Annotated in this window: 29 protein-coding genes; 28 read left to right on the forward strand and 1 reads right to left on the reverse strand. The window is 38.1% G+C overall.

Annotated elements, in window-relative coordinates:
* Positions 1–18 precede the first annotated feature (18 nt).
* The 5 genes from EO121_RS08825 to EO121_RS00025 all read left to right on the forward strand — a co-directional run bounded on the left by EO121_RS08825 (position 19) and on the right by EO121_RS00025 (position 1726).
* Positions 19–162, forward strand: coding sequence for a DUF739 family protein (locus EO121_RS08825; protein WP_370447186.1), 144 nt, complete (start codon positions 19–21; stop codon positions 160–162).
* A 59-nt stretch (positions 163–221) separates the two neighbouring features.
* A complete protein-coding gene (locus EO121_RS00010) occupies positions 222–422 on the forward strand; it encodes a hypothetical protein (protein WP_127165172.1) in 201 nt (66 codons plus the stop codon).
* A gap of 95 nt (positions 423–517) precedes the next feature.
* A complete protein-coding gene (locus EO121_RS00015) occupies positions 518–736 on the forward strand; it encodes a hypothetical protein (RefSeq protein ID WP_127165173.1) in 219 nt (72 codons plus the stop codon).
* Positions 737–1200: 464 nt separating this feature from the next.
* Positions 1201–1401 (forward strand): helix-turn-helix domain-containing protein, encoded by a 201-nt coding sequence (locus tag EO121_RS00020; protein WP_127165174.1) that lies wholly within the window; start codon positions 1201–1203, stop codon positions 1399–1401.
* Positions 1394–1726 (forward strand): hypothetical protein, encoded by a 333-nt coding sequence (locus EO121_RS00025; RefSeq protein ID WP_127148179.1) that lies wholly within the window; start codon positions 1394–1396, stop codon positions 1724–1726. Before EO121_RS00020 ends, EO121_RS00025 begins: the two co-directional genes overlap by 8 nt.
* Before the next feature lie 313 nt (positions 1727–2039).
* On the opposite strand, the gene EO121_RS00030 is transcribed toward EO121_RS00025, so the two are convergent.
* Positions 2040–2744, reverse strand: coding sequence for a DUF4145 domain-containing protein (locus EO121_RS00030; RefSeq protein ID WP_127165175.1), 705 nt, complete (start codon positions 2742–2744; stop codon positions 2040–2042).
* 48 nt (positions 2745–2792) lie between these two features.
* On the opposite strand from EO121_RS00030, the gene EO121_RS00035 reads away from it, so the two are divergent.
* The 23 genes from EO121_RS00035 to EO121_RS00145 all read left to right on the forward strand — a co-directional run bounded on the left by EO121_RS00035 (position 2793) and on the right by EO121_RS00145 (position 20943).
* Complete coding sequence (locus tag EO121_RS00035) at positions 2793–3170, forward strand: hypothetical protein (RefSeq protein ID WP_127060961.1); 378 nt, start codon at positions 2793–2795, stop codon at positions 3168–3170.
* A 107-nt stretch (positions 3171–3277) separates the two neighbouring features.
* On the forward strand, positions 3278–3604 hold the full coding sequence (locus EO121_RS00040) for a hypothetical protein (RefSeq protein WP_127165176.1): 327 nt from the start codon (positions 3278–3280) through the stop codon (positions 3602–3604).
* 133 nt (positions 3605–3737) lie between these two features.
* Entirely contained in the window at positions 3738–3959 is a 222-nt protein-coding gene (locus EO121_RS08595; RefSeq protein ID WP_164725806.1) for an HNH endonuclease, read from the forward strand.
* A gap of 209 nt (positions 3960–4168) precedes the next feature.
* Complete coding sequence (locus EO121_RS00050; RefSeq protein ID WP_127165177.1) at positions 4169–4912, forward strand: hypothetical protein; 744 nt, start codon at positions 4169–4171, stop codon at positions 4910–4912.
* A gap of 59 nt (positions 4913–4971) precedes the next feature.
* The gene (locus EO121_RS00055) at positions 4972–5340 is read left to right on the forward strand and encodes a single-stranded DNA-binding protein (protein WP_164723731.1); all 369 of its coding nucleotides are present in this window, start codon (positions 4972–4974) and stop codon (positions 5338–5340) included.
* 286 nt (positions 5341–5626) lie between these two features.
* Positions 5627–6010 carry a DUF5651 domain-containing protein gene (locus EO121_RS00060; protein WP_127060951.1) on the forward strand — a complete coding sequence of 128 codons (384 nt, stop codon included), beginning with the start codon at positions 5627–5629 and terminating at the stop codon, positions 6008–6010.
* Between the two features lie 80 nt (positions 6011–6090).
* Entirely contained in the window at positions 6091–6786 is a 696-nt protein-coding gene (dut, locus tag EO121_RS08705; RefSeq protein ID WP_206168533.1) for a dUTP diphosphatase, read from the forward strand.
* A gap of 74 nt (positions 6787–6860) precedes the next feature.
* On the forward strand, positions 6861–7310 hold the full coding sequence (locus EO121_RS00070; RefSeq protein ID WP_127165178.1) for a hypothetical protein: 450 nt from the start codon (positions 6861–6863) through the stop codon (positions 7308–7310).
* Between the two features lie 300 nt (positions 7311–7610).
* A complete protein-coding gene (locus tag EO121_RS00075; RefSeq protein ID WP_127060945.1) occupies positions 7611–7805 on the forward strand; it encodes a Lar family restriction alleviation protein in 195 nt (64 codons plus the stop codon).
* An 18-nt stretch (positions 7806–7823) separates the two neighbouring features.
* Complete coding sequence (locus EO121_RS00080; RefSeq protein WP_127165179.1) at positions 7824–8258, forward strand: hypothetical protein; 435 nt, start codon at positions 7824–7826, stop codon at positions 8256–8258.
* Positions 8259–8432: 174 nt separating this feature from the next.
* Complete coding sequence (locus EO121_RS00085; RefSeq protein ID WP_127165180.1) at positions 8433–8837, forward strand: terminase small subunit; 405 nt, start codon at positions 8433–8435, stop codon at positions 8835–8837.
* Positions 8824–10167 carry a hypothetical protein gene (locus EO121_RS00090; RefSeq protein ID WP_127165181.1) on the forward strand — a complete coding sequence of 448 codons (1344 nt, stop codon included), beginning with the start codon at positions 8824–8826 and terminating at the stop codon, positions 10165–10167. The genes EO121_RS00085 and EO121_RS00090 overlap by 14 nt, the downstream gene beginning before the upstream one ends.
* Positions 10168–10190: 23 nt before the next feature.
* A complete protein-coding gene (locus EO121_RS00095) occupies positions 10191–10400 on the forward strand; it encodes a hypothetical protein (protein ID WP_127165182.1) in 210 nt (69 codons plus the stop codon).
* A 9-nt stretch (positions 10401–10409) separates the two neighbouring features.
* On the forward strand, positions 10410–12137 hold the full coding sequence (locus tag EO121_RS00100; RefSeq protein WP_127165183.1) for a portal protein: 1728 nt from the start codon (positions 10410–10412) through the stop codon (positions 12135–12137).
* Positions 12134–12493, forward strand: coding sequence for a hypothetical protein (locus EO121_RS00105; protein WP_127165184.1), 360 nt, complete (start codon positions 12134–12136; stop codon positions 12491–12493). The genes EO121_RS00100 and EO121_RS00105 overlap by 4 nt, the downstream gene beginning before the upstream one ends.
* Positions 12483–13106, forward strand: a complete 624-nt coding sequence (locus EO121_RS00110; RefSeq protein WP_127165185.1) for a hypothetical protein — start codon at positions 12483–12485, stop codon at positions 13104–13106. Before EO121_RS00105 ends, EO121_RS00110 begins: the two co-directional genes overlap by 11 nt.
* Before the next feature lie 14 nt (positions 13107–13120).
* Positions 13121–14143, forward strand: coding sequence for a major capsid protein (locus EO121_RS00115; RefSeq protein ID WP_127165186.1), 1023 nt, complete (start codon positions 13121–13123; stop codon positions 14141–14143).
* Positions 14144–14160: 17 nt separating this feature from the next.
* Positions 14161–14583, forward strand: coding sequence for a hypothetical protein (locus EO121_RS00120; RefSeq protein ID WP_127165187.1), 423 nt, complete (start codon positions 14161–14163; stop codon positions 14581–14583).
* Positions 14584–14640: 57 nt separating this feature from the next.
* Complete coding sequence (locus EO121_RS00125; protein WP_127165188.1) at positions 14641–15264, forward strand: hypothetical protein; 624 nt, start codon at positions 14641–14643, stop codon at positions 15262–15264.
* Positions 15261–17615, forward strand: a complete 2355-nt coding sequence (locus tag EO121_RS00130) for a hypothetical protein (protein WP_127165189.1) — start codon at positions 15261–15263, stop codon at positions 17613–17615. Before EO121_RS00125 ends, EO121_RS00130 begins: the two co-directional genes overlap by 4 nt.
* On the forward strand, positions 17584–18087 hold the full coding sequence (locus EO121_RS00135; RefSeq protein ID WP_164725807.1) for a phage protein Gp13 family protein: 504 nt from the start codon (positions 17584–17586) through the stop codon (positions 18085–18087). Before EO121_RS00130 ends, EO121_RS00135 begins: the two co-directional genes overlap by 32 nt.
* Positions 18088–18094: 7 nt before the next feature.
* Positions 18095–18808: a hypothetical protein gene (locus EO121_RS00140; RefSeq protein WP_127165191.1), complete on the forward strand. Its 714-nt coding sequence runs from the start codon at positions 18095–18097 to the stop codon at positions 18806–18808.
* Between the two features lie 2 nt (positions 18809–18810).
* On the forward strand, positions 18811–20943 hold the full coding sequence (locus tag EO121_RS00145) for a lytic transglycosylase domain-containing protein (RefSeq protein WP_127165192.1): 2133 nt from the start codon (positions 18811–18813) through the stop codon (positions 20941–20943).
* Positions 20944–20964: the final 21 nt, after the last annotated feature.

The raw sequence follows: 20964 nt of genomic DNA on the forward strand, positions 1-20964 counted from the left end.
AGAGAGAAGTTTGCTGATATTATAGGCATCAAAAGAACATCTTTATATAAAAGACTAAATTCTGAGTTACAATTCAAACAAGAAGAAATTAACAAAGCTATGTTAGCTTTAGACATTCCACATATTGATGTTTGGGAATATTTTTTTAATAAAAATGTTTAGATAACAAAACAAATTATAGATAGATTAGATGTTTGAAGCGGACTTTCACAGGAGGAACTATGTTACCAGGATTAACAGAAGAACAAAATGAGTGGCTACGAAGCATGCACGTGGCTGCAATGGACGAGTTGCAAATAATAAAAAAGATAGAAAAAACGGATAAATTATTGGCATATAAGTTAGGATTGGCTACTTTTACTCAAGCAAAAATATATTTAGAGTTAGGGAATTTTGAAAGTGATCCAAGATTTCCAAAGTAAGGAGCAGAAATCACAATGTTTCAGTCCCCGTAATGGGGTTGTAGCAGAAAAACATATGTACTATAGATGAGTTGCTGTAGGGAGGTGGAGACTATATGGCAAGAAAAATAATAAGATACCAGACAGATGGAAACTGGATAGGAAGTATTAAATTTAAAAGTCAAACAGAAGAAAAAGAATTTGAATCAACAAGTTTATGCCCTAAAAATATATTGCATAAGGAGAAACTAAAAAAGAACACTCCTCTTCGGTATGAATTGGAGTGTTCAGAAATAGTAAAAGGTCCTATAAAAATCACATTAGAGATTTTCTAGGTTTTGTCTAAGTAAAGCAGTTATTTAGTTAGCAATTTTTGTATTATTTTGGGTTAACAAATGAAAAACAGCCAAGAGCATTAGATACTCTTAGCTGCTTAACCAATATAGTTTTGGTTTTTCGAGTCAAAGCTATATTGCCTTAGGGGTTTGCCTACCTCTTGCATTGCGGTCACCGCATGAAATAGACGATATATACTAGGCGCTGCGATCTATTAAAGCTGTGACAAACAAACGGTTGAAAAGACCGTTGCTATGGGAGTTAATCTTCCTTAGGCCGCTAGGACGACCGCTTTTAAGCCAAAGCGAGCTCGGACATTAAAAGGCACAGGCAATCATCAAAAATTGGCTCATGAGAACCACTTCCTTTCGTATTAGAAAAAAAGTTTTGTGATTAATTTGATTATAGAAGATATGGTTTTGAAAGTCAATGAATATATTCAGCATGAAGAGGTAGGAAAACCATGAAATTATATGAAACTATTAAGGAACTATGTAAGGAAAAAGGAATTAGTATAGCTAAGCTAGAACGAGAGGTGAAGTTATCGGTAGGTAGCATATCACACTGGAGAACCTCAGACCCAAAAGTTAGTAGCGTGAAAGCTGTAGCAGAGTACTTTCAATGTTCAATAGATGATTTGATGAAAGGAGAATACCATGGATGATTTAATGACCAGGTTAAAAGCATTAGACAATGTAATGGATCGTGTAGAGTTATTGCCAGATATTGCCCCATTAGATGTAGCAGCGGTTGCCTTGGGATATACGAAAGCTAGGTTAATGGCTGGTGGCAAATCAGGAGACTTACCCTATGTAGAGGTGATTCATAACCGTGAAACGAACACGCATACATACTCTGTTATTAAGCCACGGTTGTTAGCATACTTACGTGGAGATGACATTGGTCGTGAACGTACGATTGTCCTAGTTACGCCAGATGGAATTATGCCATCACAATCGTATCTAAAACGGTTACTTGGTAATGACTAAGAAACGAAGAAAGGCTATATGTACCATATGCGATGAAAGGAACAAACAAACTAGAGCCTATGTGCATTGTAGCCAGGTGAACAACATTATATGTATGGAACATTGTGAAAGGTGTCAGTATCTCAAGACATCCATGGGGCAATGGAGGTGCACATATGAGAAATCATGAGATATATGCTGATGAAAGTGCTGATTCAAAAACATTTATCAGTGCTGAAAGAGTGACTATAACAAAATTAACCTATGTAGAAAATAATAATCCCCTCTTCCCGAACAGAACTATCGTTGAGTATTGGGAAGAAGGGAGAATGGTTTACAAGGTTGAGCCGTTAGATGACTTACGAGATATCATTTCCTTGGCAGAAAGTATGGAAAGCTCCATTAGCAATAAATAGGTAAGTGCCTCTATAAAAGCTTTTAGGTCTGAAATATCTTTATCAGGCCACTTTATAGAAGTATGAACATGATCATTACCGAGCCAAGTAGAAGCAGTAGCAAGGGATTTAAGGTTTTCATTTGGTATTAAATTAATGTTTTGAGATAAAGTAGAGTTTTTAATTTTTTCAATCTCATTTGGATTAATAATCGATAGGTAATCTTGTAAAAGATATTCCAATGCTTTACGTAATCCCATACCGACTAAATGATGAAGTCCATAATGCTCAGCCATTAGAGACTGCTTATACACCTCTAAAAATCTCTCTGATATATCTGTTAAGCTACTTTCATTAGAAATAGATATTTTAAAAGGTGGTGTATAAGGTCTAGCTACAAATTCGGGTAAATCAACATCATGGATAAAAATAGGGTCTTGTATGTACTCAGTGATGAAGTATTTAGAACAGTTTGGACATTGATGTACAACGATAAACGAATAGATATCTTTAATATACTCTACATCAGAAATAAACAAGTTTTGAGCTTTAATACCATAGTTACAACAAGGACAAATATTGGGATCAGGGGTTATTACATCTAGGGACGAAGAGTCAGGAAACATAACAGTAATTTTAGACATATAATCACACTCCTTTTAATTTAGTATATCACAGAAAGGAAAAGAAAAATGGAAACTATAAAGGCAGTATTGAAATGGATTGGCAAACAGTATCTTTGGTTAGTCGATATACGGGATAACACCTTATTAAAAATCGCATTGTTAATAGCAGGTAGTTGTCCTGTCATCTGTTGGGTGGTTGATCCTCGTAATGAACAGTATATCTATATGTCCTTATTAATGTGGATTGTCATAGCTGTAGCATTGACATACATGCGTATAGCAGAACACTACGAGGAACGAGAAGCTGTACTATTGCAAGGGATTAAGGTTGTTCATGTTGTGGCGGAAGAGATTCGTATCGAAAAACGGTATCCTGTTAAAAATCAATATTACGAAGCTATTACAAAAGAGGTGGCAGAACATGAAGAAAATGAAATGCATTAAGTGCGGTTTAGATATCACCAACAAAGGTGGGTTATATATTCGTGAGGATGGAAAAGTTATTAAAGTATGTAAAGATTGTCATCAAAAACATCTTAAGGAGCGAGCACATGCAAGATTTAATGCAAGAGTTACAGCAATTACGAAGTGAATTGAATACGGCATTAGCCTTATTGAAAGAACGAGGTATCAAGTTAGCAGAAACAGAACGTGCCTATAAGTTGGCCAAGGCGAGAAAAATCGAAGAAGAGCGAGATAAAAAAACAGCCGTTTCATTGATTCGAGAATTAGTCGTTGGGGATGTGTCTGTTAGTCAGTTACGAATGGAACGAGATAAGGCAAGAGTCATGTATCGTTCCGTAGATGAAGCTATCAATATTAAAAAGTTAGAGTTACGCATCGTAGAATCACAGATAGGACGGGAATGGCATGCTTAAACGAACACCACTACAGAGGAAAACACCATTACGAGCAAAGACTGCTTTATCTAGGGGAACATCACAATTAAAAAGAACTCCGTTAAAGGCACGAAGTAAAAAGAGAAATCAATATGAGTATGAATTAAATAAGATGAGAGATTTAGTAAAAGCAAGGGATCATCATAGCTGTATTATCTGTGGAGCACCAGCACAAGAGATTCATCATATAGAACCTCGTTCAAATGGTGGAACGAATGATCTAGATAATTTATGTTGTGTATGTTGGTATTGTCATCATGCAGTAGTGCATGGTCCAGAGTCCAAAGCTATCAAGAAAGTATTAAAGGAAAAAGTAGCGGAGCGAAGTGCATAAAAAAGACCACTTAGCGGGAACTAAGTGGTCTCATATATCCATATGTAGATACAACCTTATTTATAGTATACCACATATGGTAGAAGAAATACAGAGAAATAGTAGATTTTCAAAGAAAAATGATATAGATATTAGGACTAAAATAAAAGGCTGAAAGGCCTTGTATTGACTAGATATGTATATTATTTTTTCGACCATATGAGGTACTGATGAGATATCGAAAAAAAGTATACGGAAAAACAATGTGTGAAGTTACAGATTACCATACAGGAAGAACGTATAAAAAACAAAGTGTACGACAAAAGAAAGAAAAGATTACACCACTGCAAATGGCATTGCAGAATCAAAAGAATGCAGAAGCACAGTTGCGTATGTTAATAGATATCAATTTTCATGAAGAAGATTTTTATATTACTCTCACCTATGAAATAGAACCCACTTTGGAACAAGCAAAAAAAGATATTACATTGTTCATCAAAAAGCTGCGTAGAAGGTATGCAAAGCTAGGACAACCGTTGAAGTATATCTACACTTGCGAAGGAGAACGTAGGATACACTTTCATATTCTGGTGAATCGAATACAAGATATGACGGTGAAAGAATTAAAGGGGTTATGGCCTCACGGATATTCTAAAAAAGAAGCTTATCAAGGTGAGTGGCGTGATGCGGTTCGGATTGCAAGCTATTTTGTTAAGGAAAGTGATCGTAAGTTAGAGGCTACTGGTTTTAAACGTAAATGGGTATCTAGCCAAAACTTGGAGAAACCAAAAGTAAAAAAAGAGCGATTACAAGCAAATACCTGGGCAGAAGTCATCATTCCACCGAAAGGATACTATGTAGAGACAGATAGCATTGTAGAGGGAGTAAGTTTAGCTGGATATCCCTATCGATTTTATCGTCTCATAAAGATTGAGGAACCGAAGAGTAATCAAAAGTGGTGGAAAACAAAATAGTTGAATACACCTAGAAATAAAGTTTATATGGAACGATGTTGTACATAAAGGAGGTTAGTATGGAAAACAATCAAATCGTACTTGTAGGCTATGCAGTGAAAGATGCAGAACTACGGTACACGAAAACAGGTAAGGCAGTGTGTTTATTTTCGATAGCTACGAATAAACGTATTTCAGAGGATAAGGAAATTAGTTCCTTTCATAATGTCGTGGCATGGACCTATGCGGAAGAAGTAGGGATTATACAAAAAGGGCAGCCTGTGATTGTGGTAGGTAGTGTACAAACTAGATCCTATGAAAAAAATGGAGAGAAACGATACATCACAGAAGTAATCGCAGAACGGGTGGGAATACAATTGGTAAAGCAAAAAGATGTAGGCAGCCACTATGATGCTTTTACCAAAAATGATGAGGAAATTCCGTTTTAGAAAGGAGTCAGCATGGGAAGACCCAAGGAGTATAAGAAAGCAAGAACATGTAAGCATGCCAATATCGTTACTAAAACTGGTGGAGTATTTACTACACGTGAATGTCCAGAACGAAATATAAATTTATATATAGAGGGAAAGGGGTACATTGTGAATGCTAATCGGTGCACAAAATGTAAAGCCTATAAAGCAAGAACCTAAGATAAATCCTAATGCAGGCACACTAAGATATTTTAATGCTAAAAACAAGCAGAACTTTACCACCGTAGCATTTATAAGTAGGGTTATGAGAGATATTATAGAGCCACTGCATTTAGAAAAAGAAAACAAAAAAATGGCGAATATGTGTGCCACCCTAGCGCATAAGTTGATGATCAATTTAGTTGATGGATTAGATGAAGATGCAAAACGAGAAATCGTAAGGGCTATAGGGCGGTACGACATAGAAATTGTTCAGAAAGGGACTATTGATGATGCGGAAATCCGAGAGCAAGAGGGATACCTAAGTACCTTAGCAGAACATGCCCTACAAGGTAGTTGCCTATCCTGCACAAAGGAAGGGAACGATATAGAGAATTGTGAACTACGGGTAGCCATGCTTTATGTGGAGGTACCTGTGTTCGATGAGACGTGTCCTAGTGGGCGATGTCCTTATAAAGTAGAGTGCTAAGAGGAGGGGACGCTATGGATACAAGTTAAAGTTACCGTGGTACTTTTAAATTACTATTGTTATGGACAAGGAGATTAATCATGGAATTAGAAAATACAGTGCAACCAGGTGTAGAAGAAAATAAAGTGGAAGAAACCCATACAGAAGAGACACATACAGAAGAACATAAAGCGGAGGAAGTAGGCAATGTACAACCACCGACAGAAGAACCGCCAACAGTAGAACCACCAAAAGCAGAAGAAACCACAACGGTAGAACCGCATACTGCGGAAGCGGATACTCCGTCACAACCTGTGGTAAATACAGAAAATAAAGAAACAGCACCTACAGCTAATGGGATGTTTATGAAGGTAAAACGTGTACATAAGGATGCCATCTTACCTACTTATGGAACTGAAGGAAGCGGCGCATTAGATTTCTATGCAGCAGAAGATGTCACTGTGTGGGAAGAGCGCACGTATAAAATTGGTTTAGGTGTAGCTTTAGAAGTACCAGTAGGATATGTATTACAATTGGTACCACGTAGTTCTATGGGTGTAGATACACCATTGCGTATGCCAAACTCGATGGGGGTTATTGATTCAGATTATCGTGGAGAAGTAGCAGCTATTTATGTTAATGATGAAACAAAAGGCATGATTCCTTACCAAATTAATAAGGGGGATAGAATTGCACAAGGTTATCTGGTACCAACACCAAAAATTAATCTTGTGGAAGTAGAAGAATTATCTGACACAGCTCGAGGAGATAACGGGTTTGGTTCCACTGGGAAATAAATGTAGATAACTACTAGCGCATGAGATTAGGAACAATATCCTGAAATGAACTAAGGTTATGAGGAGGTGATGCAATGCTCATTCGTAAAATAGCTGTAGTTGGTAGCACAAAAACATTTGATTATGTAAAAGAAAATGATGTAGGCGGAAAATCTGTATACTCTATGACGGCACGAGAAGATGGACGAGAGTCATTTTACACCGCCTGGAAAGAATTGGTAAGCATTGTAAATAGTCATATGCGAACAGAACGAGGTGACTATATATTTCTTGGAGTTATGTTGATCATAAAACGGTTAGAAATCAAATATATGGAAGCGGTTGTTGGTGAAAAAATAACTCAAATACCAAGTGAAGTTAGATTTAGTGGAACTGCCATTACAAAAGATGGTAGCTTTAAATACGTTACAGACTGGATAGAACTTGATGAAAAGGAGCTTACACTAGTGAACAAAATGCTCAATGAAACCAAAGCATATATACAGGGAAGAAGAGCACAAGAGCAACTGTTTGAAAGTAAATAATCATTGAATAGCGAAAGGGATATGCTAGGATGATAAAAAGATGTAAGCGATGTGAAAAACTCTTTGATGGCTCTGCAAGACAAATCTATTGCCCAAACTGTGCTAAGACGAATCGTGCAGTGAATGAAAGAGCAAGCAGAGTATCGCAACAAAGGGCGATTGCCTATAACTTGCTAAGTGAGGAGCCTTGTGAGAACGTCTATCATGGGCGTATGTCAGAGGAAGAAAGACTTTGCATGATAGAAAAACAAAAGAAATTTCGTGAAGCAAGGCTTAAGAGTGAATCACCTAGGAGAACCTATGAAGAAAAAGGCAAACTATAAAAATGGGTTGGCACCATGTCCATTTTGTCGGAACCCAGAGGTGCGCACAGTGATTGGCGTAGGCACGGGAGTACGACATAATATGGTGGTATGTGATGTTTGTGGTGCTACTGTATCCTTTGAAGATAAGCCACAGTATTTAGCCGCGGCAAAGGCTTGGAATAGTAGATAACGATAAGGTGGTGATTCAATGCATATAAAACTAAAAAAGCAAGTAGAGTGGTATTTGTATCACTACCAAGATATAAAACGTGCTGTTTTACAAGCTAGGTTAGATCCAGTAAAAAAGAAAGCTGGAGGTGGATGGATACAAGACCCTACTGGACAAGAAGCGGTGTCTAATATAACGCCCCTACGAGAGGTGTATATTGTTGACGGTAAGGCAAGAATACATATTGACTATCCAGAACGATTAGTGGAAGCGGTTGAGTCTTGTGAATGTGAATTAAATGTGGTGCTAAGAGAACTATGTGAACGCAAGTATTATGGGAAACAACGCTCTATTAATTGTATGGTTGCAATGGGTTTAACAAGAGATGTATACTATGCAGCCATTAATGAACTGTTGCAAATTATGTCATTGTACATGGTAGAACATCGAGTTTTAAAAATATCAAAAAAGTAGGCGACAAAATCGAAAAAAAGTGTGATATATTAATAGTATGTGATGGGCATAACCTACATAAGGCGGTCATTACATAATTATAGATACACATCAAATCAGGACTTTTAGCACATAGTCTGTAAAGAATGTGCTTTTTTCATGCCAAAATATTTCAAATCTAGGAGGTGAGGAATTATGTTAACTGAGCAACGGAAACGATTTGTCAAAGAATATATGGCATTAAAATGCAAAAATATGAGACAGGCAGCAATTAATGCTGGTTATAGCGAAAAGTCTGCTCAGCAACAAGCCTCTAATCTTATGAAGGATAATGAAGTGTTGGCATACTTACAAGCCTGTAAGGATGATATGGATAGAGAGTTGCGGGAAGCCTTTGTATTTGAAGCAAAGGAAGCGTTTCGGGTGATGTGTAAAATCCTAAAAGATCCTAAGACGAAACCACGAGAAAGAATTACAGTGGCAAAAGACTTTTTAGACAGAGCTGGGTATAAACCTGTGGATAAAACAGAACTGACAGGAAAAGATGGAGGCGCTTTACAATTAGCCATTGGATGGGAGGAACAAGGTGAAGAGGATTAACATAACGATTCCGTACACACCAAGGCCCTTGTGGAGAGATTTCATACACCCAGCTATAGAAACCCATCGTTTTAATGTGATTGTCGCACACCGTAGGTTTGGAAAAACGGTAGCAACCATTAATCATGTAATAAAAATGGCGATACAAAATAATCTACCATCACCACAATATGCGTATGTGGCGCCATTACGAACGCAAGCTAAGCTAATTGCTTGGTCGTATTTGAAGTTTTATACCAGTGTCATACCAGGTATACGGGTGAATGAAAGTGAGTTATATGTAGAGCTGCCAACCAAACACAGGAGTCGTGCAGGACCGAGAATTTATATCCGAGGGGCAGATAATCCAGATAGTTTACGTGGGTTGTATTTAGATGGTGTAGTACTAGATGAATACGCTCAAATGAAACCTGAAGTGTTCGATGAAATTATTCGTCCAGCCTTATCTGATAGAACAGGGTGGGCTATATTCATAGGAACGCCCAAGGGGCAAAATAGGTTCTATGAACTCTTTTTAAAAGCACAGAAATTACAAGAAGATTCTAATTCAGGTTGGTACACATGTATGTATACAGTTGATGATAGCCAGATCATACCGAAAGAAGAATTACAGGCAATGATGGTCGAGATGACAGAAAATGCCATTCGACAGGAGCTATATTGTGATTTCACAGCCAGTGCAGAAAATGTATTGGTTAGTATTGATGATATTAATATGGCCATGAAGCGGACAGTAGCACCACGAGATATTCAATATAGTCCGCTTGTGTTAGGTGTAGATATTGCACGTTTTGGTGACGATGCAACCACAATTGCAATACGCAAGGGATTAGTTGCCTATAAGCCACTGCGGTATAAGGGACTAGATAACATGCAAATTGCTAATGTTGTGGCTGGGCTTATCCAAGAGAATAAGCCTAGAGCAGTCTTTATAGATGCTGGTCGAGGTGAAGGGGTAATAGACCGTCTACGGCAGATGGGTTACCGTCACATTATCGAAGTACCATTTGGAAGCCAAGCATCGAAATCGGAACGATTTGTTAATAAACGTGCTGAAATGTGGTATGAAATGGCTCAATGGATTAAACAAGGAGGAAGTTTACCAGATGATGGCTCACTGCGAGCCGACCTAGCAACTCCAACCTATAGCTTTGACACCAGGGGACGCATCGTACTAGAGAGTAAGGACAAAATTAAAGAGCGATTAGGGCACTCACCAGATAAAGGGGATGCCTTGGCTCTAACATTTGCATATACAGTTCCCCAAGAAGATATGTATACGCAAGCAGTACCACCAATGGCCAATACAAAATATAATCCATTTGGTTAACAACAAAGAAAGGAGTGGATACTATGTGTGGTGGATTCGTAGGAAAATTATTAGGGGTTAAACAGCCAGAGGTGCCAGAGATTAAACCTCCAGCACCATCACCTACGGTAGAGAATAATGAGGTAGATGATGATACGATGTCGAAAGAAGCGCAACGTAAAAAACGTGGATTCTCCTCAACTCGTACAACAGATACATTATTGTCTAGTGCAGGGCGTAATAAATTAGGATAAGGTGATTCTATGAGCTTATTGGCTAGAGCTCCAACAGGAGCAAGGTTTAAAGACCTAGGCAATACAAAAGAAGTAAGTCAAAAGGTAGAGCATCTATTTGAGGCACAGCAATCACATGTAAAAGTATGGCGTGAAATTAAGAAATATCAGTTACCTTTCATAGGTAAACTGAATGACACAAATGGAAAAGTCATTGATTATGATACGAGTCATCTATTGGATAGCTATGCATCGCATTGTAATGATATTTTTGCTAGTGGTGTCATGAGTGGGTTAACACCACCAAGCAGACAATGGTTCAAACTTACCTTGGCCAATAGTGGATTACAGGCAAATCATGAAATGTCAGCAGTCTTAGATCAACGGCATGAGATTATGCAAGCTATTTTTGGAAAGAGTAACTTTTATATAGGTTGTTACCAAGCGTACCAAGAATTAGCCTATGGGCAAGCTGCTATGGGTATATTTAGAGATACTCGTACAGGTATTCGTGTAGAACAGTTCACAATTGGCACCTATGCCATGAGTGTAGGCGGTAATGGTATCGTAGATACATTTACTGTGAAGCGGGCTATGACCTTAATGCAGATTGCTGAACAGTTTAGCGTGGAATCTATGCCACCTGGAATGCAAGACTTACTTCGTAATCATACATATAGTGCAGATACATACACTGTATATTGGTTAGTAGAACCTAATCGGGACTATGTTAACGGTAAAATCGGTAAACGGCATATGAAATACCGAAGTTACTATTGGCTAGAAGGAGAAGAAACCTTTTTAGAAGTAGGTGGATTCAATACCTTTCCTGTATGTGTAGCAAGGTATCAAGTAGTAGGAAATGAAACCTATGCTGTTGGTGCTGGGTGGTATGCCAATGATGATGTAAAGATGTTACAAACGTTAATGAGTGATAGATTGCGAGCGGTAGAGTTAATGGTAAAACCGCCAATGCAAGTATCCTCTTCACTAGCGTATAATGTGAATCTGATTCCAGGGGGAATTACAACCACAGATAACCCTAATGATGTGGTAAAACCATTGTTCGATGTGAATATGCAATTGGGGCCATTAGGTGAAATTGTCATGGAAACACGTGAGAATATTAAGCGCTGTTATAATGCAGACCTATTCTTGATGTTAGAACAGCTAGATAGTGGTCAAATGACGGCACGAGAGGTCATGGAGCGTACACAGGAAAAGTTACAACAACTAGGACCTGTAGTGGAACGATTGCAATACGAGTTTTTAAATAACGTAATTGAACGTACCTACGCTATTCTATCGGATGCGAAAATATTCCCACCAATACCAGAAGAACTAAAGGAAACGTTATCAGATAAAGAAATTAAAGTAGACTTTACTTCTCCATTAGCACAAGCACAAAAATTGGCAGGTTTAACCACTATCGAACAAGCATTTGGTTTTGCTATGAATATGATGCAAGTATATCCAGAGGTTAAAGCAAAGATTAACCCAATTGGACTTGTCAATGAATACTTCAAGTATTTAGGTGCACCTGCTGCGATGTCCTTTAGCGATGAAGAGACACAAGCTAAGCTAGAGCAAGAACAGCAAGCCATGATGGCACAACAAGAACAAATGCAACAACAACAGATGTTAGAACAAGCCCCTAATCTAGCGAAAGCGACAAAGGATATGGCGGAAGCGGCGAATACTAATCAATCAGCAGTAGGAAATTGGCTAGGTATGCCAGGATTAGGCGGTGAAGAATGATAGAGTATGGTGTAAAGAAGAAAGACGAACTCATTCGAGAGATTCGGCAGATGGAAATTCAGAATCGGGATCGTAAGGGGCTAGAAGCCGTATTAAGCACCGAAGATGGGCGTTGGTTCCTCATGCGTTTACTAGATACATGCTGTATCATGCAGACCACTTTTACAGGCAACTCTCAATCATTCTTTAATGAAGGGAGACGGTCTGTAGGTATAGATGTGGTAAAGAATATTGCTACATTACTTGGTGTGAAAGGTATAGAGCAAAAGCAATTAGCAGAACTGGAATATATTCAACATCAAGAACGTATTAATGAGTTGATTACAAGAAAGGTGGGAGAGTCACATGGAAAATGAAGTAGAAAATACAGTGACACCAGAACCAAATACTGGGGTGGAAGGTACTCATGATAACACAAATAGTACAACGGATACCTCAACACAATCCACAGATACATCAAATCCTGTAGAACCTCAAGGAGGTGTGCCAGAAACGTATGATTTCACTAGTTTATTAAGCGATGGTGAAAGTATTGATGAACAGAGTGCGGAAGCCTTTAGTGAAGTCTTACGAAATAGTGGTGTATCCCAAGAAGGGGCAGAACAAATTGCTAAGTTTGGTATGGGATATCTGCAAACTATGGGAGATGCCTTGCTAAATCATATTGATGGATTACAAGAGGCACAAGCAGAAACTTGGAAAGAAGAAACTGTAAAAGAATTAGGTTCCAACTTTGATGCCACCATTGCTAAAGCAGGGGCGGGTATTGAATACCTAGAAAAGGATATCCCTAATCTACGAGAAGTTCTTATGATGAATGGCATCGGGAATAATGTGGCACTTGTAAAAGCGTTTGCTACAATTGGTGATCTAGTAGCAGAAGATACGGGCCGTTTAAGTGGACAAGGAAGCGGTTCTGGAGTTAATTTTTACGATAATACAAACTTTGATGTATATCGAATGAAGTAAAGGAGTGATGAAATATGCCAACATTTGGTACAGAAGCATTGACGTTAATGGATTTACATAAGCGTTATAAAGGTTCTAAAGATGGAATTGATAGCATTATTGAGGTGTTAAATCAAGCTAATCCTATCATGCAAGATTTACGTTTTAAAGAGGGAAATTTGCCTACAGGTAACTTGACAACGCAACGCACAGCATTGCCAAATCCTCATGTACGTGCGATTAACCGTGGTGTACCGAATACCAAGTCTAGCACTAGACAAGTAACGGATACGGCTGCCATGCTTGAAGACCGTTCTAGTGTAGATGTGAAGTTGCTTATGTTATCTAATGACCCAATGCGTTTTCGACAAACAGAAGATGCAGCACATATTGAAGGTTTTGGTCAAACCGTGGCAAGTATGTTGTTCTATGGTGATACAGATGTTAATGTAGGCGAGTTTAATGGCTTAGCTAAACGATATAATGTGTTATCTACAGATAAAACGCACTATGGATACCAAAATGTTAATATGGGTGGCACTGTGGCTGGTAAGTGTGGATCCATTTGGATTGTATGTCATGGTGATGATGGTGTCATGGGGATTTATCCTAGAGGATCTAAAGCAGGATTAACTAAAAAAGACTTAGGTGAGACTGATGCGGTTGACTTTGAAGGAAATAAATTCCGAGTAGTAGAAACGTTATTTAGTTGGGATGTAGGGCTTACGGTAGCAGACCCACGCCGTGTAGCGGCTATCCGTAATATTGATGTTAGTCAATTGGCTAGTGCTACAGCATCTCAACGTCAAAAATTTATTGAATCCTTTATTTATGCGAAGGGTCGTCTTCGTAATTTAGACAGTGGACGTATTAAACCAGTGGCATATGTACCACAGGAGATTAAAACAGCATTAGAAATAGCATTAACGGATAAAAACAATATTCATGTAACACGTCAAGAGGTTATGGGTGAAATGCCAAAACTTTATGTAGCAGGTATTGAAGTAAAATCTTGTGATGTACTTCGTACAGATGAAGATCCAATCGCCAATGTATAGGTCAAGGAGGTATTACAATGATTACAGATTTTGAAAACACATTTTTCCCTGGTGAAGAAAACTATAACTCAACGGGAACTACCATTTATTCTGATGTAGTAGATACTGTGAAAACAGGTGATGCCTACAATCAGTTATATTTGGCAATGAATAATTTAAAGGGTACCTCTGGGCAATTGACGGTTGAATTACAAACGAGTGATTCTGCATCATCTACGTTGTTAAAGAAACGTGTGGCAGGTCAACAACCGCCGAATGTAACGATTACAAGCCCAACAGTATTAGGAACGTATAAATTAGATGCCAAAAAGGGTTCTAAGTTGACGGTCTTATTACCATACGGATTGAAGCGGTATGTACAATTAAAGGTAACAGCTAGTGCAAGTATCAATTCCAATGTATTATTTGCTGCTTTAACACCAGATATTGATTTACGATAAGATGAACTACAGGGCTACCTTCGGGTAGTCCTTTTCATATATAGAAAGAGGTACAATATGACGGAAACAGACCTCTGTAATATGGCTCTTTCACATATAGGAGAGGGCCTCATTACGAGTTTAGATGATGACAATGAAACAGCACGTATCTGCAATCAATACTATCATCATGCTAGAAGATTAGTGTTATCTCAATATATGTGGGGATTTGCAAGACGTGTGGAGCCATTAGCAAATATACAGGTAGAAACTTATACAGGTGGATATAGACACACATATTTATATCCAGAGCACGCTTTACGAATTTATCGAATTATACAAGATACTGAAATACGGAATGGACTGTATACGAGTTACAGTGTAAAAGATATACCTAACTACGAAGTGTTTAACCTAGATACTAGTACAAAGGTGATTGGAACTAATATGACAAGAGCCTATGTAGATTATGTGGTTGATGTGAGTGATCCTGATATATTCCCACCTATTTTCGTTGAAGCTCTTACAAGATTCTTGGCAGCAAGTTTAGCACAATCTCTTGTTGGTAATATGGAAATGTATAGATCGCAGTTCCAAATTTATCAAGGAGCCTTGCTAGAAGCTAAGAACATAGTTGCATCTGAACGTCAATTTGATTTAGAACTGCCAGTAGGATATATCGAGTCAAGGAGAGCAACATGAGTACAGGCAATATGTATGTAGTACAGCACTCTTTTACAACAGGAGAAATATCACCAGAGATAGAAAATCGAAGTGATTTAGATAAATATAGAAGTGCTGTACTGATGGCAAAAAACTGCATCATACGTCCTTACGGGAGCATTTGCAAGCGGAATGGAACAAGGTTTATTGGAGAAACAAAGTATCCGAATCGCAAAGTAAGACTCATACGGTTTGTATATCCTGAGCCTATCTTTTTAGAAGTGGGCCACTTGTATATTCGAATATGGAAACATGATAGATATACGGGCATAGAATTAACAACACCTTATGAAGAATCGATATTGAATGAGTTAGATTTTAATCAGTCAGCAGATACATTCTTTATTTGCAGTGGTTTGCATCCTATTCATATGTTGCAAAAAAATGGTAGTCAATGGGAATTTAAGCTATTTGATTTGGTGGCACCACCATTTGATGATATGAATACGGATAGAACTCATAAAATAAAATATATACGTTCTAGTAATAAGGTCATATCTGCTAAGTCTATGTTTAAAGAAGGCATGGTAGGACAAGTTATTAAGCTTAAGCATAGAATGCCAGCTGAAATTCAAAAAATGACGGGAAGAACTGAGTATGTTAGTGAACGTGGTGTCTTTGGAAGACGTGTTTATGAAGAACCTGGATATGAATCTATGGACATCGGCAGTTATGCAGACGATACAGATAAAGAGTGGAAAATAGTAACTCATGGCACCTGGTACGGAACTATTAAGATACAGAAGAAGGATAGCACGGAGACAACAGAATGGGAAAACTATCGTCAATATAGTTCCAACGGTGATTACAATGTTACTGAAACGAGTAGCTTTAATAGAGGCACACAATTACGCATAAAAAGTGAAATTACTAGTGGCGATGTTTCTATTGATTTCACAATAAAACCTTACGACCAATATGGTATGATAGTTATTAGTCGATTCATTTCACCTACAGAAGTTGAGGCGAAAGTATTAAAACCTGTAGGGAAAGAAACGGAAACATCAGAATGGCAGCTTTCATCTTGGGGAAAAGAAGTAGGCTATCCTAGAATGAGCACTTTTTTCCAAGATAGACTAGTATTGGGCGGTTCGAAATCAAATCCCTATAAACTATGGTTTAGTCGTACAGGTGATTACCCTAATTTTGAAGTGGAAAAAGCAGATGGAAATGTAACAGATGATAGTGCTATTACATTAGGACTTATAAGTCGTGCTGCTTTCAATATTGTACATATGATATCAGCACAAGATTTAATCGTACTAACCGATGGTAACGAATGGATTATCAGTGGTTCAGAAGCCATTAAACCATCCAAGGTAGTACCACGTTCACAGACTCAACATGGGGCATCAAACTGTGACCCACAATATATAGGGAATCGTCTAATTTATGTGCAAAAGAGGTCTTCTTCTGTACGTGATATGGGATATTCCTATGAATCGGATAACTATAATGGAATTGATTTAATATTATTAGCCAAACATTTGGTAAATCAACATAGTTTAATAGATAGTACGTTTGCACAACAACCAGATAGCATTTTGTATTATGTACGTGACGATGGCAAGCTAATTGCGTTGACCATTATTCGTGAACAAGATGTCACTGGATGGGCTCACCATGAAACGAAAGATGGAGTATTTGAAACGATTTGTTCTGTAGCAAATGGTAATGAAGATAGTGTGTATGCAGTAGTAAAACGAACCGTATTAGGGCAAGAAAGACGATATATTGAACGATTAGATAGTCCAGTAGATAGTAAGGATGTATCTAGTTATACTACGTTAGATTGCTCTATTGCTATTACGAACAACACTCAAACCAGTATACGAATAGAACACCTCAAAGGAATGGATGTAGTGCTATTACTCAATCATTCTGATGTACACCAGGTGCAAGTAGGTCAAGATGGAACAGTAACACTGCCTTACGTAGCCAAAGATATTGTTATCGGTATTCCGATCGAATGTAAAATTGTATTACCACAGGTGTATATGGACATGAAAGACGGAACACTCCAATCTCGGACAGTACGAAATAATAGTATGATATTACGACTTCGAAATAGCCGAGGTGGGAAAGTAGGCGTTACTTTTAATAGAGGAATGGATTTAATCGGTGATGCCAGTCTTATACAAAATGGTAGCACTATGTATACGGGAGATGTAAATATTAATATCCCAACACAGGGGAAAGGATATGCTACAGATGCGAGCGTATGTATATTACACGATGATCCATTTCCATTTAACCTATTATCTGTAGTACGAGATGTTTCTATCGGAGGAGGTACGATTGCAAGGTACAATAATAAAACGCAGTGGTAAGGCGAATGATAAGCGACTCTTAGGAGACTTGGTAGAGTTAGCGAAACGTCTACGAACAATTGATGTTATAGAATGCATGGCTATGGGAGCAGATGATGCTACCCATGGCCTTTTATTATCCACAGCATGCAGTGCACAATGGTGGATAGAATATGAATGTATAGATGGAGTAGAGTCGCCTATATGGGCCTATGGGATAGGAGACGAATACCATACAGGGTTAGGATACTGCATATGGTTTTTAGGGAGCCATCGATTACAGGAAAGTAAATATTGCCAACGCTATTTCTTAGAGGAAAGTAAACGAATTATTAATGAATGGCAACAGCAAGGATCCTTATGGAATTGTATATCCAAAGATAATAAAGAGTCTATACGTTGGTTACAGTGGCTAGGTGCTACCTTCAAAGAGGGAGTCAATTTGCCAGAAGGGTTTTTATTGTTTACATTGCCAAAGAAAGGAAGTGAATGATATGTGCATGCATCCATTAGCAATGCTGGGGATACAAGCGATTAGTGGTATGATGGGGGCTAAGGCAGAAACAAAAGCACAAGTAGCTATGTATAATAACCAGGCAAATTTAGCAGATTATAATGCTAGGATGAGTGAACGAAAAGCAGAACAAATAGCAGATAATGCGGGACGTGAACAAAAGAAATTAAGCGATAAAATGCGCTTAGCATTGGGACAAAATAGAAATGAAGCGGGTGCATCTAGTCTTATGGCTACGGGATCTGTACAGGATGTGATGGATAGTAGCCATGATTCGTATGTAGCGGATAGTTTACAACTTTTACAGAACCAAAGAAACGATGTAGATTCACAAGCATTACAAACATGGAATTATAGAAATCAAGCTGCTAATGCGTACGCTGGAATACAAAGTGCAAAGCAAGCAGGAAGAATGAAAATGCTAGGCACCTTATTGAGTACAGCTGCCTCAGTACAATCGTATTTAGGCGATTATGGAAAGGTTGCAAACCCAATAAGTACGTCCTATTTGAGCCCTACAAGAACATTTAGCCCAGGGGCAAGTGGTAATGCAAATCCTTATGGTTTTACATCGGCTGATAGTATGTTTAGTAACTTTACTACACCAAAAGGAATTATAAGCAATAAGGCGGTAGGTATGGGAGCAGTTAAGCCTAATTACTTAGAACATATCTCAAGTGTTAAGAATTGGTGGAAATAGCTATGAGATTAGAATCATATAATGAACAAGTTAAACCGAATACAGGTCCTAGTGGTGGACTGCAAGGAAGTGGAAGTATAGAGGCTTATGGTGGGCAAATTGCTAGTGGGCTACAAGCCTTTCAAAAAGGAGTGAACGACCTTTATAATGTGCAGTTAAAAAAGATAGATACTGAAATGAAACTGCAACAAATGAATGCGGAAACCGACTATAACAACCGCATTGCTGACCTTATGTACAACGACAAAACAGGACTTACTTATACGACATTACAAGATGCGTCTAATTCCGCTGAGAGATTTCGCCAAGAAGAAGCGAAGATACGTGAGGATATATCTTCGAAGTTACAGTATAAACGTTCACAGCAAGGGTTTTTACAACATGCAGACCAATCGTGGTTACAGAATAATACAAAAATGGAGAGTCATGAGCGTGAACAAGGTGATAAGTATAGAGATGTATCTGTAGCAAACTTTATTACAAGTTCAGCAAAAGTGGCACAGTTAGGATATACCAAGATGGATATTGTTAAAAGCCAATTAGATAACGTTTATAAAAAGATTGATGAGATATATGGTTATGAAGGTGAAGAAGCTGTTCGTGCTAGAAAAGACAAAGCTACGGAAGAGTTGTTACAAGGCGTATTACATGTAGCAGGCACTGAAAAGAATAATAAAGCGATCGATGACATTATTGATGTAGCAAAAGATGCGGGAATGATGCCAGAAAAGTATAAAAAGTTTGAAGAAGCAGCGAAAGAGTTTAAGGTCAATGCTGTATTAGAAGATGAAGTTAAGCTAAGAGATGTTCTTGCAAAAAATGGCAATGATCCCAAAAAAGCAGCTTTGTATATGCTTGAAAAAGAAAATCCATTAAGAACAGGTAATATGAGTTTAGAGTCATTTTTAAATGCGGTACAAGGTCAAGAAAGTGGAGGAGACCCCACAGCAGTTAATAAGAAATCAGGTGCATATGGATTATTCCAAATTATGCCAGAGAATTGGCCTGAATGGTCAAAACAAGCAGGAGTTGGAGATAAACCAATTACAGACCAAGATGCCTATATGAAAGTGGTACGTCATGTACTAGGTGGATATTTTAATAAATATGGTGCTGAAGGTGCATTGGTGGCGTGGTTCGCAGGAGAGCAGAATGCCATACGATGGGTAAATGGAGAACCAGATGCCATCGATGGCAATGGAAATCATTACTCTTGGGATAAAGAGGATAATGGCGGCGGTACATCAATTCGAAATTACGTAAAATCTACGATATCTAGAATTACAAATAGTCACACCATGACAGACGGTGAAAAAGCGGAGTTTCTTGCAAAAGCAGAGCAAAGATTTACACAAATACAAGCTAAAATAAAACGAGAACATGATGAAGCGGTACGAAAACAAGTAAGAGATATTACATTAATGGCAGATCATATGGAAAAAAATGGAGCATCTCCAGGGGAGATTGCAGAGGCAGTTAGTAGTGCTGCATCTGATGATCCAGATGTAAAAGCAGCTGTAATAGGAATGGAAAAAAGTTATAGACGACAACAAGAAACATTAAATGCAAGAGCGATGCAGGCAGGGCCAGCTAATGAGGCTATGATAATGGAGGCAATATATAGAGGTGAAAGTTCTGAATATGTTATGAATTTAATGGCAAACTCAGGGATATCTTTTAGCAATGCTTTTTATAATAAAGTGTATTCTTTATTAGAAGATCGTTCGAAAGGTACTGGAAGATTTAGTGCAGCCGTAGGACAATATAAGTCCGTAGTTCAAGATAAGCTAAGGTATTCAAATAAAGATATGAATGCTCTATGGGTGGGAGCTGATGAAGAAGCAGCCGCATATAGAACTCAATATTATTCTGAACACGGAGAATATCCATCAGACTCGGATATGGTCAACTTTTTAGTAGAGGCTGTACGAAAAAAAGAATATACATATGTAAGAAACTGGGCACCAGATGTTCATGCCAATGTTAGTAGAACTCAAGTAAGAGCCTATGGTGGTGATGATCATGAAGTAGTGCCAGGTGATGATGGTGGATATTATGTAAACATATATAAAGATGGAGAAATTATTCGATCTATTGATGTTGATACATGGAATCGAGAACATGATGTCAGTTAAGAATCTAATAGCTATGAGGGA

The sequence above is a fragment of the Veillonella sp. CHU732 genome (assembly GCF_003992085.1).
Lineage (GTDB): Bacteria > Bacillota > Negativicutes > Veillonellales > Veillonellaceae > F0422.

What these genes read in the sequence shown, in the direction of transcription:
- EO121_RS00110 (WP_127165185.1), top strand. Translation starts at nt 12,483, where the DNA reads ATGGAAAATGAAGTAGAAAATACAGTGACACCAGAACCAAATACTGGG.
- EO121_RS00040 (WP_127165176.1), top strand. Translation starts at nt 3,278, where the DNA reads ATGCAAGATTTAATGCAAGAGTTACAGCAATTACGAAGTGAATTGAAT.
- EO121_RS00140 (WP_127165191.1), top strand. Translation starts at nt 18,095, where the DNA reads ATGCATCCATTAGCAATGCTGGGGATACAAGCGATTAGTGGTATGATG.
- EO121_RS00075 (WP_127060945.1), top strand. Translation starts at nt 7,611, where the DNA reads ATGAAGAAAAAGGCAAACTATAAAAATGGGTTGGCACCATGTCCATTT.
- EO121_RS00130 (WP_127165189.1), top strand. Translation starts at nt 15,261, where the DNA reads ATGAGTACAGGCAATATGTATGTAGTACAGCACTCTTTTACAACAGGA.
- EO121_RS00085 (WP_127165180.1), top strand. Translation starts at nt 8,433, where the DNA reads ATGTTAACTGAGCAACGGAAACGATTTGTCAAAGAATATATGGCATTA.
- EO121_RS00030 (WP_127165175.1), bottom strand. Translation starts at nt 2,744, where the DNA reads ATGTCTAAAATTACTGTTATGTTTCCTGACTCTTCGTCCCTAGATGTA.
- EO121_RS00015 (WP_127165173.1), top strand. Translation starts at nt 518, where the DNA reads ATGGCAAGAAAAATAATAAGATACCAGACAGATGGAAACTGGATAGGA.
- EO121_RS00100 (WP_127165183.1), top strand. Translation starts at nt 10,410, where the DNA reads ATGAGCTTATTGGCTAGAGCTCCAACAGGAGCAAGGTTTAAAGACCTA.
- EO121_RS00080 (WP_127165179.1), top strand. Translation starts at nt 7,824, where the DNA reads ATGCATATAAAACTAAAAAAGCAAGTAGAGTGGTATTTGTATCACTAC.
- EO121_RS00025 (WP_127148179.1), top strand. Translation starts at nt 1,394, where the DNA reads ATGGATGATTTAATGACCAGGTTAAAAGCATTAGACAATGTAATGGAT.
- EO121_RS00010 (WP_127165172.1), top strand. Translation starts at nt 222, where the DNA reads ATGTTACCAGGATTAACAGAAGAACAAAATGAGTGGCTACGAAGCATG.
- EO121_RS00070 (WP_127165178.1), top strand. Translation starts at nt 6,861, where the DNA reads ATGCTCATTCGTAAAATAGCTGTAGTTGGTAGCACAAAAACATTTGAT.
- EO121_RS00120 (WP_127165187.1), top strand. Translation starts at nt 14,161, where the DNA reads ATGATTACAGATTTTGAAAACACATTTTTCCCTGGTGAAGAAAACTAT.
- EO121_RS00125 (WP_127165188.1), top strand. Translation starts at nt 14,641, where the DNA reads ATGACGGAAACAGACCTCTGTAATATGGCTCTTTCACATATAGGAGAG.
- EO121_RS00145 (WP_127165192.1), top strand. Translation starts at nt 18,811, where the DNA reads ATGAGATTAGAATCATATAATGAACAAGTTAAACCGAATACAGGTCCT.
- EO121_RS00050 (WP_127165177.1), top strand. Translation starts at nt 4,169, where the DNA reads ATGAGATATCGAAAAAAAGTATACGGAAAAACAATGTGTGAAGTTACA.
- EO121_RS08595 (WP_164725806.1), top strand. Translation starts at nt 3,738, where the DNA reads ATGAGAGATTTAGTAAAAGCAAGGGATCATCATAGCTGTATTATCTGT.
- EO121_RS00020 (WP_127165174.1), top strand. Translation starts at nt 1,201, where the DNA reads ATGAAATTATATGAAACTATTAAGGAACTATGTAAGGAAAAAGGAATT.
- EO121_RS00095 (WP_127165182.1), top strand. Translation starts at nt 10,191, where the DNA reads ATGTGTGGTGGATTCGTAGGAAAATTATTAGGGGTTAAACAGCCAGAG.
- EO121_RS00035 (WP_127060961.1), top strand. Translation starts at nt 2,793, where the DNA reads ATGGAAACTATAAAGGCAGTATTGAAATGGATTGGCAAACAGTATCTT.
- EO121_RS00115 (WP_127165186.1), top strand. Translation starts at nt 13,121, where the DNA reads ATGCCAACATTTGGTACAGAAGCATTGACGTTAATGGATTTACATAAG.
- EO121_RS00105 (WP_127165184.1), top strand. Translation starts at nt 12,134, where the DNA reads ATGATAGAGTATGGTGTAAAGAAGAAAGACGAACTCATTCGAGAGATT.
- dut (WP_206168533.1), top strand. Translation starts at nt 6,091, where the DNA reads ATGGAATTAGAAAATACAGTGCAACCAGGTGTAGAAGAAAATAAAGTG.
- EO121_RS00060 (WP_127060951.1), top strand. Translation starts at nt 5,627, where the DNA reads ATGAGAGATATTATAGAGCCACTGCATTTAGAAAAAGAAAACAAAAAA.
- EO121_RS00055 (WP_164723731.1), top strand. Translation starts at nt 4,972, where the DNA reads ATGGAAAACAATCAAATCGTACTTGTAGGCTATGCAGTGAAAGATGCA.